This window comes from Mycobacterium sp. PDNC021, from assembly GCF_048282635.1.
GTDB lineage: Bacteria > Actinomycetota > Actinomycetes > Mycobacteriales > Mycobacteriaceae > Mycobacterium > Mycobacterium llatzerense.
In genome coordinates, this window is the sequence record NZ_CP182502.1 from 4,659,666 (window position 1) to 4,674,890 (window position 15,225).

A 15,225-nucleotide genomic window follows, 5' to 3' on the forward strand; every position below is an offset into this window, starting at 1 on the left:
GGGCCTGTGGGCCGCAGTGCCCGTTGACCCTGACGCCACGGCGGCCCGTTCTCGGCTTTTCACGCCCTGAGTACAGGCTCAACGCAAAGCCTGGCCGTGCGACTCAGCCGACCAGGGAGTCCCGCAACGTCTTGGGCCGGATGTCGGTCCAGGTCTCTTCGACGTAGGCCAGGCAGTCCGCGCGTGTGCTCTCGCCGAACACGACGCGCCAGCCGGCGGGCACGTCGGCGAACACCGGCCACAAGCTGTGCTGCTCTTCGTCGTTGATCAGGACGTAGAACGCGCCGTTCTCGTCATCGAACGGATTGCTGCTCATCGCTTCTCCTCGCGGATTGTGTGGAATATTCGGCACCCAGCACGCGGTCGCTGAGCAGACCGAGGCAGCTGAGGTTGGGGAAACCAGGGCCTTGGGTGAGCCAGGACAGGCTGGGCAGGAACAACTTCGGCGCGACGCCCGTGACCGCGAGGTCGTAGCCGATGGACCGCTGCAGCGAGTCGGACGACAGCTGCGCACCGATGCCGAGCTCCAGTACATCCAGTGCGTCCTGGCTCAGCAGCGGCGCGAACCACATGGCATCGGCACCGGAACCGTCGATCACCAGGTCGAAGCCGTGCACCGTCTCCAGGCTGCCTGACTCGCGTTCGGTCTGCAGGGTCAACCGGATTCGGTCTTCCCGGGGCACCGCATGGGCGACCCTGCCGCGCAGATGCCGGATGCGGTCGTCGGCCAGGAGCGAATCCTGAACCCGGGCGGAGAACACGCCACGGTCGGTGCGGGCCATCGCATCTCGGCGCTCGGAGACGCTGAGCCCGGCCCAGCCGGTCGGATCCGAGAACAGGGTGTTCTCGAAGTAGCCCTCACCGCGGGTGAACAGGGTGACCCCCGGGGAGATCACCGTGATGGTCGAAACCCGGTGCGAGAACAGCTCATCGAGCATGGTGGCGGCAGTCTCACCGCCACCGATGACGGCGACCCGCTCGGCGTTGATGCGCTCGTCCTGGGCGACGCGATGCCAGAACTGGGCGATCGACAGCACCCGCGGATGTCCCGGCAGGATGGACCGCTCGGCCTGGCCGGGCCCGGTGATCATCACGCCGTCAGCGCGAACCTGCTGATCGCGGCAGTGCAGCACCCATTGGTCGCCATCCACGGACAGTTGCGTGACCTCGCCCGTAACCACCTGCATGGCAACGCTTTCCGCCACCCACGCCAGGTACTGGCTCCAGCGCCGGTGGGTGGGCGCGGGCCGTCCGCGGTCGATCCATTCGGCGAACTGCCCCGTCGAGATCAGGTACGACTGCCAGCTGTGCCGCATCATCCGTTCGTCGAGCTCGACGTTGCGGCGCGGCACCAGCGCGGACCGATACGGGAATCCGACGTCCTTCTCCGGGCCGGTACCCAGCCGGTGCCGGCCGTCCGTCCAGCCGCCGGCGGCCTGCCAGTTGGCGCCCACACCTAGGCGTTCCACCGCGATGATGTCGGGCGCGTCCACGCCCATGGCCCGCAGTTCGGCGGCCTTGGCAGCCACGGCGACGGCCTTGGCTCCGGCGCCGATGACGGCCAATGTGTTTCTGGTCTCGGTCATTTCACCACTTCCCTGAGCTGCGATTCCCACAGCTGCTGCAATTCGGCAATGTCGTCTGCGCTGAGAATGTCTGGCACCGTGCGCCATTGGACACCGAGCATCGTGGTCCCCCCGTGGTCGATAACCCCGGCCATCAGGGTCAGCTCGTGGTGCACCGCGTAGTTCGGCTCGGGTACCGGTGACGCGCCGGCCAGCAGTGCGCCGTCGAGCTGCATCGCATCACCGCTCGCCCCGAGGTGCACCCGGCCCAGGTAGTTCAGCAGCACCTGAGGTTCCGGGTAGGCCGACAGCCGCTCCGCGGTGTCCGCGCGCAGATACCGCAGTAGCCCGAAGTCGATGCCGTGGCCCGGGACCGCGGCGATCTCGACGCTGACCTCGTGTGCCGCTTCGGAGCTGATCCGCACCGGGTAGATGGCACTGAGCAAGCCGACGGTGTCACCGGTGTCGACGTCATCTGAAACCACCGAGTCTGCGCGGCCGTGGGTCTCCAGAGCCAGCAGCGGAGCCGGGGTGTCCTGTCCGCGGCGCTGCCGCCAGCGGGTCACGGTGCGTGCGGTCGCGGCGGCCAGCAGATCGGTGACCGGTTGACCCGCCGCAAGCACCCGCGCGGTCAGCTCCGGGTCGATGGTCGCCATGTCCACCACCACATCTGCGGCGCAGTCCGTCTCGGGCCGCACCCGGCGGCTGCCGAGCTGCGGATCGGGCCCGGCGACCTGCGCCTCCCAGAAGTCCGCGGTGTCGAGGCGCTGCGCCCGCTCGGCGACGAGCCGGGACCACGTCCGATAGCTGGTGTGTTCGCGGATTGCGGCGGGTTCGGCACCGGAGGTCAGTGCATGCCAGCCGTTCTCCAACTCGCCGAGCACAATTCGCCAGGATGCCGGATCGACGGCCAGCACGTGCGCACTGAGGACCAGCACCTTGTCGCCGGACTCGGTGTGTATCAGCACCGCCCGCAGCAGGCGTCCCTGCTCCGGGTCGAGCCGTTCGACCGCGAGATCGGTCTGCTCGGCGACCGCGGCCACGACGTCGCCGTCGACGGTGATCTCGGACAAGATGTCCCCCACCGGATGGTCGACCAGGGTCATCGTGACCCGGTCCAGGCGGCTGCGCAGAGCCGGGTGTGCGGCGATGACGTTGTGCAGCAGCAGGGTCAGTTGCTCGGCCGTGATGGCGTCCGGCAGTCGCAACGCCTGGGTCTGGGCCAGTCGCCGGCCGTCACCGTACTGATACAGCCAATGCACGTTGGGCAGCACCGGTACGGGGCCGGCCTCCTCGGCCGCGGTGGCGGCCAACTCGTTCTCGGCGTCCAGTTCGTCGGCCAGTTCACGAATGCTGGCGCAGTCCAGCATCATCCGCGCACGCAATGCCAGTCCGCGGCGGCGTGCGGCCTGTACCACCGACAGCGCGACGATGCTGTCGAGCCCCAGATCGAGGAAATCGGCGGTGACGTCGAGTCCGGACGACTCGGCCACACCGAGGACCTCGGCGAACAGCTCGGCCACGGCCAGTTCGGTAGCGGAGGCCGGCGCTGCCGTCTGCCCGGCGCCGGCTGCGGCGTCGATCGCGGCCAACGCGGCGTCGTCCACCTTGCCGTTGACGGTCAGCGGAATCTCGTCGACGGCGATGATGTGGTGCGGCACCAGGTATCTCGGCAGCCGGGACGCCAGCATCCGCCGCAGCTCGGCGACCGCTGCCGCTCCAGCGACATAAGCGACCAGTCGTGGCCCGCTGCCGTGCCGCCGGACGGTTACGTGCGTATGCCGCACCCCGGGGTGCGCGTGCAACACCGCGGCGACCTCGCCGGGTTCCACCCGGAAGCCACGGATCTTCACCTGATCGTCGGACCGACCCTGGAACTGCAGTCCACCACTGGCGGGATCGCGGCGCACCACGTCGCCGGTGCGGTACATCCGGGCGCCGGGCACGAACGGATCGGCGACGAATCGTGCGGCGGTCTCGCCGGCGCGGCCCAGATAGCCGCGCGTGAGCTGTTCACCGGACAGGTACAGCTCACCGGTGACACCGTCCGGCACCGGCCGCAGCCAGGCGTCCAGGACGTAGGCGCGAGTGGCGGTGGTCGGGTGCCCGATGGACGGCGCGTCGTGCTCGGTGAATGCGGCTACGACGGCTTCGACCGTCGTTTCGGTTGGGCCGTAGCAGTTGTAGGCCGACATGCCGGTGCGGTCGCACTCCGCGCGGACGGCCGCCCACGCATTCGGGTCGACGGCTTCGCCGCCCAGCGCCAGCGCGGTCAGTGGCACAGTCGTCAGCAGGCCTTCAGCTTGCAGCTGGGTGAACATCGACGGCGTGGTGTCGATCAGGTCGACGCCGTATTGCCCGATGGTCGCCACCAGCGCCTCGGCATCGCGCTGCACTTCATCACCGACGATGTGCAGGCCGTGGCCGTCCAGCAGGGCGGCCAGCGGTTGCCAGGCCGCGTCGAAGGTGAACGACCACGCGTGCGCAACCCGAAGTGGCCGACCTGTTTTCGCCACCGCAGGGTGCAACACCCGAGCGGCATGATCGGCGGCGTACGCCAGCACCGCGGCATGCGTGCCGATCACGCCCTTGGGCTTGCCGGTGGTACCCGACGTGAACACGATGTAGGCGCCCTGCCCGGGACGTGTTGGTGCCGGCTCGAATTCGCCGACGGGAGTGCTGCCCGCGGCGGTCAGCAGGGCGTCGTCCACGACGATCGCCGCGTTGGTCTGGCCCAGGATCTCTTCGATCCGGTCGGCGGGCATCGACGGATCCAGCGGCACGATCAGTCCGCCGGCCTTGAGCACACCGAGCATCGCGACCACGTAGTCGGGGCCCCGGCGCAGCAGTATCGGCACCGGCGTCTCGGTCTCGACGCCGCGGCGACGCAGTTCGGCGGCGACGCGGTCGGATGCTTCGTCGAGACCGCGGAAGGTCAGTGCGCCGCCGTCGTAGGTCAGGGCCACCGACCCCGGCTTGCTGCGCGCGGCGGCGGTGAATTTCTCATGGATGCCACCGGTTTCGGTGGTGGCGGACGCGCCCGCCACATCGGGCGCCGTCAGATGGATGCCGATATCCCGCAACGGACGGTCCCAGCCGTCGACAAGCCGCTGCATCACCGCGAGCACCTGTCGTCCGAGACTCTCGGGCGAAAGCAGCCCGGTGGCACCGTCTTTCGTCTCGACCAGGATGGTCAGTTCGCCGTCGGTCAGGTGCGCAGCGACGGTGACCGGGAAATGCGCGAGGCTCTGCAGTGCCCGGGGCCGGAAAGTGGCGCCGCGGACCTCGAATTCGCCGCTGCCGACCAAGGCGCCCGGCGGGAAGTTCTCGTAGACCAAGAGGCTGTCGAACAGTTCACCGACACCGCCGAGGGATCGGAGTTCGGTGTGCGTCAGGTAGCTGTGCTCCCGCAACTCGGCGGCGTCCCGCTGCAGTGCCAGACACTGCTCGCCGACGCGCCGCAACGGGTCCAGTCGGATCCGCAGCGGCACGGTGTTGATGAACAGCCCGACCATCGACTCGACGCCGGCCAGTTCTCCCGGCCGCCCCGAGACGGTGACGCCGAAGACGACGTCGCGCCGGTCGGTGAGCACCGACAGTATTGCCGCCCAGGCCATCTGCGTGAGAGTGTTGACCGTGACGCCGCGCGTCCGCGCAGCCTCGACCAGACGGTGCGTGTCATCGCGGGACGCCTTGATCTCGGTGCTGTGCGGCAGATCATCGCCGAGTTCGCCCGAGCCGAGCGCCGGAGCCAGCATGGTCGGGCCGTCGAGTCCGGACAGGTGCTGCTGCCAGAGCCGGCGGCTGGCCCCCGGGTCGCGGGCCGCGAGCCATCCGATGTAGTCGCGATACGGACGAGGTGCGGCGGGCAACACCGTGATGTCGCCTCCGGCGGCGTACAGCGCGAGCAGTTCGCCCACGAACAACGGCAGCGACCAGCCGTCGATCACGATGTGATGCGCGACGACCGCGAAACGCCAACGCCGCTCCGGCATTTCGATGAGCAGGAAGCGGACGGCCGGACCGCGCTCCAGAGCGAACGGACGGCGCCGTTCCCGCGCTTCGAGGTGGTCCGCATCTTCGGACGACTCGGCCGTGAGCTGCTGCCACGGCAGCTCGACGGCACTCGGAATCAACTGCACCGTCCGGGTTCCGGCCTGCACGAAGCTGGCACGCAGGTTCGGATGCCGCACCAACAACGCTGCCGCGCAGTCCCGCAGGAGCGCTGCGTCGACATCGCCATCGATGTCGGCCGACATCGCGATCAGGTACGGATCGTCCGCCTGATCGAGCTGGGCCATCGAGTACAGCCCGTGCTGCAGCGGGCTGAGCGCCAGCACGTCCTCGATTACCGGTGCCGGTTGCAGTGTGGTCACTGCGGCTCCTGCGACGTCGCGAACGACGCGGTCAACTCAGCCAACTCTGCCGCGGACAGACCCGATACCGTCATCGGCGCGTGCTCGCGGTCCGCACCCTGAGCTTCTTCGGTTTCCGCGGACGACCGGGCGTCGATCGCCGCCGCCAACTCGTGGACCATCGGATACTCGAACACCATGCGAGCGGTCAGCTTCAGGCCCATGTCGCGGCCCCGGGCCGCCAGCTGCACTGCCTTGATGCTGTCGCCACCCAGACTGAAGTAGTCGTCGTTGCGTCCGATCTCGGCGTCGGCGTCGAGCACCTCGGCCAGCAGGGCGATGAGGGCGCGTTCGGTGTCGGTGCGCGCGGGTACGGACAATTCAGGGACGGTCGTCCCCATTCGTGCCGTGCGCAGCTGTACGGCCTCGATGCGCTCGAGCTGCCCGTGTGCCAGCCACCTGCCGCGTTCGCCGGTCGGCTCCGAACCTGTTGCGGCGTCGTAGATGTCACCCACCACACCGACGCCCACGGGCTGACGCCACTCGTCGAGCACCAGCACCCCATCGGTACCTTCGACCGCCTCATCGACACGCAGATCCCGCAAGCGCTGATCGGCGTTCTCGGCGATGCCGGTGATCACCCGGACCAGCCGATCAGCGAGCCGCTCCGCCGTCTGCCGCGTGTACAGATCGGTGCGGAAGATCAGGTGACCGCGGTAACCGTCCTGCGTGGCAAAGAAATTCACCGACAGGTCGGCGTGCGCCACATCGAACGTCGGCTCGAGCGCAGTGAACGTGGTGTCGCCGTCGGCACGCGAATCGATGACGTGGTCGGTGGGCAGGTCTTCCCGCACGTGCACGACGACGCCGAACAGCGGGTTGCGCGACAACGACCGGGCCGGGCTGACCGCATCGACGACGTGATCGAACGGCAGGTCCTGATGCGCGTAGGCAGCCAGGGCGGTGTCCCGAGACCGGACCAGAATCTCGCGCAGGGTCGGGTCCCCGCTCAGGTCGTTGCGCAGCACGAGGATGTTGATGAAAAAGCCCACCAGAGCATCGAGTTCGGCTTCCGTGCGGCCGGCGACCGGGGTGCCGAGCGGAATGTCGAGCCCCTCCCCCGATTTCGCGAGCGCCACGGCCACCGCGGACTGCAGCAGCATGAAGTCGGTGATACCGAGTTCGCGGGTCAGCGCGGTCAGCTTGGCCCGCACATCGGGGTCGATGACGAACGGCACCGACGCGCCTTCACCGGAGAGCACCGGCGGCCGGGTGAAGTCGGGCCGCAGACCCGGGTCGGCGGCCGGCGCGGCGAGTTGGCCGCGCCAGTAGTCCCGTTGCTCGGCAAGCATTCCCGACTCATCGGACAGCAGGGTGGCCTGCCAGGCCGCGTAGTCCGAGTACTGGATCGGCAGCGGCGCGAACTCGGGAGCGCGCTGCTCGAGGCGAGCCCGGTACGCGGTGACCAGGTCGGTGAACAGCACGCCGGCTGACCAGTGATCGGCGGCGATGTGGTGCACCATGATCGACAGCACGTGCTGCCCCGGGATCGACAGCACCGCGGCCCGGATCGGCCACTGCGCCTCCAGGTCGAACACGTACCGGCGTTCCTGGTCGAGTTCGGCCTGCAACCACTCCTCGTCGGCGCCGCGGGCGCGGCGGACCGGCAGCGGCGCCGGGTCGTTCACGACCTGGTAAGGCACGCCGTCGATTTCGGTGTAGGTGGTGCGCAGCACCTCATGCCGCTCGACCAGATCACCGAGCGCGGCGACGAAGGCGTCGACGTCGCACGGGCCGGTGATCCGGGCCGCGAACGGGATGTTGTTGACCGGGCCGGGACCGTCGATGCGGTACTGGAACCATTGGCGCAGCTGCGATGCCGACATCTGGCGCGGGCCGGTGTGCTCGATCGCCAGCAGCGGCGGCCGATTGTGCGGCGCCCCGGTGTCGACCCGGGCGGCGATCTCGGCGACGGTGCCCAGCTCGAACACCTCACGAACGCCGATCTCGGCGTTGCAGCGCGCCCGGATCGCCGCGACCAGTTTGGTGGCCAGCAGCGAGTGCCCGCCGAGTTCGAAGAAGGAGTCGTCGGCACCGATCTGGTCGACGCCGAGCAGGTCGGCGAATAGTTCGGCAACCTTCCGCTCGGTGTCGCTGGTCAGTGCACGGAAGGCGGTGCGGGACTGGATATCCGGATCGGGCAGCGCGCGGCGGTCGATCTTGCCGTGCGCGGTGATCGGGATTTCGTCGAGCACGACGTAGCCGGCCGGCACCATGTACTCCGGCAGCGCTGCCGCCACCCGGGCCTTGATTCGTTGCACGTCAACCGATTCCAGGTCACCGCGATCGGCCGGGGTGAGGTAGCCGACGAGGCTCTTGCCCAGCCCGGGCAGGTCGCTCGCCACGACGACGGCCTGGCCGACGCTGGGGTCCACGGCGATGGCGGCGGCGATCTCGCCGAGTTCGATGCGGAAGCCGCGGATCTTGACCTGCTCGTCGGCGCGGCCGACGAATTCGATGTCACCGTCGCTGTTGAGACGAGCCAGGTCACCGGAGCGATAGAGCCGGCCACCCGCGGTGAACGGGTCGGCGACGAAGCGCTCGGCGGTCAGGCCCGGGCGCCGGTGGTATCCGTGCGCGACATGTGTTCCGCCGATGTAGATCTCGCCGATGACGCCGACCGGCACCGGCCGCAGGGCGTCGTCGAGCAGGTGCATCTGCGTGTTGATCTTCGGCTTGCCGATCGGCACGATGCGCGTGCCCTGCTTGCCCTCGACGCGGTACCGGCTGGCATTGATGACCGTCTCGGTCGGTCCGTAGAAGTTGTGCAGCAGCGCGTCGAAGGTGGCGTGGAACTTGTCCGCCACCTCACCCGGTAGCGCCTCACCACCGATCGGCACCCGCTTGAGGCTGCGCCATTCGTTGACGCCCGGCAGGGACAGGAACAGTCCCAACAGCGAAGGCACGAAGTGCATGGACGTGATGCCCTCACCGCGCAGCAGCTCGGTCAGGTACCCGATGTCGTTGAGGCCGCCCGGGCGCGGAATGACCAGGCGCGCACCGCACGCCAGCATGCCGAACACCTCGGCGATCGACACGTCGAAGCTCGGCGAGGCGACCTGCAGCAGCCGCTCGTCGGCGTCGATCTGGTATTCGTCGACGAACCACACGAAGTACTCGGCGACCGGACGGTGCGGCACCGGAACGCCCTTGGGCAGACCGGTCGAACCCGACGTGTAGATCAGGTAGGCGGTGTTGCCTGCCGTCAGCGGCCGGACCCGATCGGCGTCGGTGGGATTGTCGTCTCGCTGCCCCGCCAGGTCGGTGATCGGTTCGCGGATCACGAGTTTCGGGTCACCGTCGCCCAGGATGAAGGACAGCCGGTCCTCGGGGTACGTCGGATCGACCGGCAGGTACACGCCACCGGCCTTGACCACAGCCAGCGCGGTGATCACCAGTTCGGGCGACTTCTCCAGCAGGACCGCAACCCGGTCCTCGGTGCCGATGCCCTGGCCGATCAGCCAGTGCGCCAACCGGTTCGCCTCGGCGTTGAGCTCGCGGTAGGTGAAGTAGCGGCCTTCGTACGCGACGGCGACCGAGTCCGGCGTGCGCTCGGTCTGTGCCTCGATCAACGCGGCCAACGTGGTGTCCGGAGTGCTGAACTGCTCCCCGCCCGCCATCTGCCGCAGCCAGTCGGCGTCGTGGTCGTCCATCAGATCCAGCTCGGCCAGCGCCCGGGTCGGGTCGGCCAGCGCGGACTCCAGCAGCACCACGTAGTGCCGCAGCAGTTGGTCGGCCAGTGCGGCATCGAGGATTTCGGTCAGGTACTCCGCCTCGACCACTGCCCCGTCGTCCTCGAACTCGACCATGAAGCCCAGCGGCAGCTGCGTCTGGTGGCCCCGGTACTCGGCCCGGCGGCAGGTGATACCGGACGGGCAGAAGCCGCGGCCGTCGGCCTCGCGGGCGCCGAACGAGACCCGTGCCAGCCGCTCCACGCCGTGCCGGCGGTCCGGGTTGAGCTCGCGCACCACCCGGTCCAGGTTGATCTGCTGATGCGCGAAGGCGCCGTGGGTGGTGTCCTTGGCCTGAGTGACGAATTCGCCGAAACTCTGACGTGATTCGGGGCGCAGGCGCAGCGCCACCGTGTTGCCGTAGTACCCCAGCGCTTCCTCGGTGCCACCGCTGCGGTTGAGCACCGGCGTCGCGACCAGGACATCGTCGGCGTGGGTGTAGCGGTGCAGCAAGGTGCCGAACGCCGCCAGCAGCACGGTGTACGGCGTGGATCCGGTCTGGCGAGCCAACTCGGAGATGCGGGCCACGGCGTCGGCATCGATGCGCCGGGTGACGCGCTGCGAGCGGTGACCGGTCGGCACCAGGGAACCGTGCGGGCCCGGAAGTTCCAGCGGCTCAGGCGGATCGGCGAGCACGCCGCGCCAGTACTCCAGGGCGTCGGTGTGGTCATCGGCGGGCACCGCCGCCGGAACCACCTCGGCCAGCTGCGCGCCGTCGTACGCCCGCGTGAGATCGCCGAAAAAGACCTGCCAGGACGCGTCGTCCCAGGCGATGTGGTGTGCGGTGAGCAGCATGATGTGCTCGTCCGCCGCGGTGCGAATCAGGCTGATCCGCAAGGGCGATTCGGTGTCGAGCTGGAACGGCGTGCCGAATTCCCGCTGTGCCAGCACCTCGAGGCGCAGGGCGCGCGACGCTTCCGAGAGCTCACTCAGGTCGTGGGTGCTCCAGCCCGGTGCCAACTGGTCGTGCACCGTCAGGCCGGGTTCGCCGGTCGCGTCCGCCCGGTACGTGGTGCGCAGTACCGCGTGCCGGCCGGCCACCGCGGTCACCGCAGCCCGCAGGCGCTGGTGGTCGAGTTCGCCGGTGATCGCGAAGGACACACAGACATTGAGCAGGGCGCCCGCGGGTTCGGCGGTCTGCACGAACCACATCCGGCGCTGGCCGTCGGACAGCACCGGCACCACCGGCGCCCCATCGTTCGACTGCGTGTTGCCCTGGGACTGCAGGCCGCGCTCGGCCAGCTTGCGCCGCAACAGCTCCAGGCGAGCGTCTTCTGCCCGGATGTCGGTCTCGGTCACGCTAGCTCTCCACCTTTTCTGATCTATCGGTTAGCAAATCCACCAGTTCGATACCGGTGATGCCGCTCAGCAGCCCGGCCAACGGCACGGACCGGCCGGTGCCCCGGCGCAGCCGCTTGCGCAGGTCCAGTGCCAGCAGCGAATCCAGGCCCAGGTCGAACAGGGCCGCGGTCAGGTCGATGCCGCCGGGGTCGCCCAGTTTGAGCACCGCCGAAAGCTCGTGCCGGACGACGTCTTCGGCGTCGGCACCGGCACTGATGGCGACCGGAACCGGCTGCGGTACAGCCGGTTCCGCCTCAGTAGGGGCAGCACCGAGCAGCGTCGCCAACCGCTCGGCATCGGCGCTGAAGATCAGCGGCGCGGGCGCGGAGGTCCCCAGGGCCGCCTCGATGGCGACGACGGGATCCATCTCCCGCAGCCCGGCGCGCTCGATCCGCGCCACCTCCTCGGCACCGACGATGCCGGCGCCCGGCCACAGTCCCCACCGCACGGCCACACAGTCGAGCCCCTTGGCGCGGAACTGCCCGGCCAGCACATCCTGCACGCGGTTCACGGCTGCGTAGGCGACATGACCGAGCCCGCCCCACAGTCCGGACACCGATGAGCACACCAGGATTCGGGCATCAGGACGCAACGGCCAGGACTCGGCCAGCCGGGCCAGACCGGCGACCTTCGCGGCCGCGGTGGCGATGAAATCATCCGCGCCGACCGTCGTGCCGAACGCCGCCGCACCGGCCGCATGGACCACGAGCGTCGCACCGTCACCGGCGTGGGCGGCCGCGGCGGCCGAAACCTGTTCGGACGACGTGATGTCGCACTGCACCGACACCACGTCGGTGCCGTCGAACCCGGCCAGTTGCTGCGCATCGGTGCCACTGCGGCTGACCAGCACGATGCGCCGGGCGCCTGCGGCGGCGAGAGTCCGCGCGAAATGCAGGCCGACGGCACCGTTTCCGCCGGTGATCACCACGTTGTCCAGTAACCCGGGCGCCGGAGCGTCAGCATCCGGCAGGGCCGCCAGGCCGCGCCGGTACTGCTGTGAATCACGCAGCGCCACTTCGGTTCCCGTGCCCAGCATGGTCTCGACGACGGCGGTCGCCGCCGACGTGTCAATTTCCCAGGAGGCCAGGTCAAGGTGGCGGAAGGACTGATCCGGATGGTCGAAACCGATACTGCGGTGCATGGCGGCGAGGGCCGCCTGGGCCGGTAGCGCTACCGGCTCATCGTCGCGCACGTGCTCGCCGCCGACCGTCACCAGCCACACGTCGTTGCATTGTGACCCAATGGCATTCGGGTAGTCGCAGAGTCCACCTCGGATCAGCTCGGCGAGGTCCGTGATCGCCGCCTCGGTGTCGGGGTGGTCGAGCATCGGTGCGACGACGATGAGCAGATCGGCCTCGGCCGGCTCGACCAGCACGGTGCCGAGGTTGGCCCGCACACCGTCGCGGATCCGGTCGGCCAGCTCACCCCGCGGTCCCGGCACGTCCAGCACCGCGGCACGCCGAATGATCAACGGCACGGTCTCATCGGGCTGCGGCAGCCAGTGTTCGGCGCTGACCGTCAGTCCGGCCACCGCGGGCAGCGGTTCCGGCGCGGCCCACAGGTGCATCGCTGCCATCGGGGCATGCGGAAATCCGCGCAGCATCGGTTGATTCGGCTCGATGTGCTCGGCCCAGTCGTAGTCGGGGTCCGCCACGGCCACGGTGGCGATGTTGTCGGAGAGCACGTCGACGAGGGCCTCGTCGCGGCGTCCCGACCCGACGATGAGCGGCGCATCGGTATCGGCGAGCGCGTGCAGCAACGCGGGGTGCGCCGACATCTCGACGAATCCCTCGACGCCGCTGTCCCGGACCGTCTCGGCGGCCCGGTCGAACCGCACGGTGCTCCGCAGATTCCGGTACCAGTACTCGGCGAATTCCGTGTCCGCGCCGACGACCTCACCGGTCACCGATCCGATGAACGGCACCGTGCCATCGCCGAATCGAGACTCCGGCACCCCGGCGAGCAGTTGTGCCCGCAGCGGATCCAGCGCACTGGTGTGGGCGGGGAAGCTCATGGCGATGACGCGCGCGAAGCGACCGCGCGATTGCAGGTCGGACACCAGGTCCGCGATGGCGGTACGGTCCCCGGACACCACCACCGAGGCCGCCGAGTTGACCACCGACAATTCCATCCAGCCGGCGGCATCCGAAACCGCTTGCCGCGCTTCGTCGACACTCACGCCCAGACTCGCCGCGCCGAAGTCGCCGGCCAGGCTGTCCAATGCCCCGGCCCGGGCGATCACCACTGCGACGGCTTCCGCGAGCGTCATGGCACCGGCGACATGGGCCGCGGCGATTTCACCGAGGCTGTGCCCCAGCGTGACGTCGGGCTCGATGCCCAGCGCCTGCCAGACCGAGGTCAGTCCGACGGCGTGCGTGAACTGCGCGCTCTGACTGTGGATTTGGGTCCATTTGCGGTCGACGGGGTCGACCAGGAAGTCCAGTGGCGAGTCGATTCCCGCGGCGACGAACGCGTCGGTGCAGCGGTCGACCGCGGCGCGGTAGACCGGCAGCTGCCGATATGCGTCGGTGCCCATCGACGGCCACTGGCCGCCGTTGCCCGGGTACACGAAGGCCGTCCGGGGGGCTGCGGTCCGGGAGGACACCGCCACCAGGGGGTGCTCCTCGCCCGCCGCCAGCGCCCGCAGCGCGGCAGCCAGCTCGGCGGCGTCGTGCGCCCGGACCACGGCGCGGAACCGACGACGACGGCGCAGCCGCAACATCATCGCGGCCACCGCGCCGAGGCTCACGGCCCCGATCCGGTCCAGGTAGTCGGCGACGCCGGTCGCCTCAGCCGCCAGCAGCTCTTCGGTGTGCGCGCTGAGCAGCACGGGTACGCGGCCGTCAGGAAGGTGCGAAAGGCTCATCACGCCACCCGCTCCTCGGGCATGGCGACGATGACGTGCGCATTGGTGCCACTCATGCCGAAAGCCGAAACCGCGGCAAGACGTTCGCCGTTCACCGCAGGCCACGGCGTGTGGTCGGTGGCGAGCGTCAGTCCCTGTGCGTTCCAGTCGATTTCAGCGCTGGCCTGCGCGGTGTGCAGGCTCGCCGGGATGGTGGCGTGCTCGGCCGAGACCAGCACCTTGGCCAGTCCGAGCGCGCCCGCGGCGGCCTGGCTGTGTCCGACATTGGATTTCACCGAACCCAGGACCGCGCCCTGCCCCGGTGCGGTGGCACCGTAGGTCTGGGCCAGCGAGTTCAATTCGGTCCGGTCCCCGAGTTTGGTTCCGGTGCCGTGCCCTTCGATCATCCCGATCTGGTCCGGCCGGGCGCCGGATTGGTCGAGTGCGCGGCCGAACAGCCGGGCCTGGGCCGGACCGCTCGGCGCGGTCAGGCCGGTGCTGCGTCCGTCCTGGTTGAGGCAGCTGGCGCGCACCTCCGCGAGCACGCGGTGCCCGTTGCGCTGCGCCACCGACTTTCGCTCGAGCACGAACATGCCGGCGCCTTCGGCCCACACGGTGCCGCTGGCCTGCGCGCTGTAGGGCCGGCAGTGCCCGTCGTCGGAAAGTGCGTGCTGCTTGGCGAATTCGACGAAGTATCCCGGCGACCCCATCACGCATACGCCGCCGGCCAGCGCCATGCTGCAATCACCCGCGCGCAGTGCCTGCACCGCGGTGTGGAACGCGGTCAGCGCCGACGAACACGACGTGTCGACCGTCAGCGCCGGACCATCGAGGCCCAGCAGGTAACCGATGCGTCCGGAGATCACGCCCAGCGACGTCCCGGTGATCAGATGCCCGCTCAAGTCCGAGTATTCGGCAAGGTCGGGGCCATACCCGGTGCCCGAGGCGCCGATGTAGCAGCCGACGTCATGTCCGGCCAGCTCGTCCGGGTTGATCCCGGCGTCCTCCAGCGCCCGCCACGTCACCCGCAGTGCCACTCGCTGCTGCGGGTCCATCGCCACCGCCTCGCGCGGCGAGATACCGAAGAACGACGGATCGAACAGGGCGGCGCCCGAGAGGAAGCCGCCGCGGTTGTGGATGCGCTTGAATCCGTCGCGGCGCGAGCCCGCGAGCAGGTCACGCACGGCCCAGCCCCGGTCCTCCGGGAACGTGCTCAGCGCCTCGCGTCCGGAAGACAGCAACTGCCAATAGCTTTCGGCATTGTCCACGTCACCGGGCGCTTCGACCGCCATCCCGACGATGACCACCGGATCGTCCGTGCCCATCAA

6 protein-coding genes are annotated in these 15,225 nt (G+C 69.4%); all 6 read right to left on the bottom strand.

The annotated features are described in order from the left end of the window. Window positions 1–103: 103 nt before the first annotated feature. Genes ACNO8X_RS22385 through ACNO8X_RS22410 form a run of 6 tightly spaced genes read right to left on the bottom strand, consistent with a single transcriptional unit; the run spans window position 104 to window position 15,222 of the window. Entirely contained in the window at window positions 104–316 is a 213-nt protein-coding gene (locus tag ACNO8X_RS22385; protein WP_043394144.1) for an MbtH family protein, read from the bottom strand. Beyond that, on the bottom strand, window positions 294–1,586 hold the full coding sequence (gene mbtG, locus ACNO8X_RS22390; RefSeq protein WP_418002772.1) for an NADPH-dependent L-lysine N(6)-monooxygenase MbtG: 1,293 nt from the start codon (window positions 1,584–1,586) through the stop codon (window positions 294–296). The genes ACNO8X_RS22385 and mbtG overlap by 23 nt, the downstream gene beginning before the upstream one ends. After that, complete coding sequence (locus ACNO8X_RS22395; RefSeq protein WP_418002773.1) at window positions 1,583–5,941, bottom strand: amino acid adenylation domain-containing protein; 4,359 nt, start codon at window positions 5,939–5,941, stop codon at window positions 1,583–1,585. The genes mbtG and ACNO8X_RS22395 overlap by 4 nt, the downstream gene beginning before the upstream one ends. Next, window positions 5,938–11,010, bottom strand: a complete 5,073-nt coding sequence (locus ACNO8X_RS22400; protein WP_418002774.1) for an amino acid adenylation domain-containing protein — start codon at window positions 11,008–11,010, stop codon at window positions 5,938–5,940. Before ACNO8X_RS22400 ends, ACNO8X_RS22395 begins: the two co-directional genes overlap by 4 nt. A gap of 1 nt (window position 11,011) precedes the next feature. Next, the gene (mbtD, locus tag ACNO8X_RS22405; RefSeq protein WP_418002775.1) at window positions 11,012–13,918 is read right to left on the bottom strand and encodes a mycobactin polyketide synthase MbtD; all 2,907 of its coding nucleotides are present in this window, start codon (window positions 13,916–13,918) and stop codon (window positions 11,012–11,014) included. Further along, complete coding sequence (locus ACNO8X_RS22410) at window positions 13,918–15,222, bottom strand: polyketide synthase (RefSeq protein WP_418005995.1); 1,305 nt, start codon at window positions 15,220–15,222, stop codon at window positions 13,918–13,920. Before ACNO8X_RS22410 ends, mbtD begins: the two co-directional genes overlap by 1 nt. Window positions 15,223–15,225 lie beyond the last annotated feature (3 nt).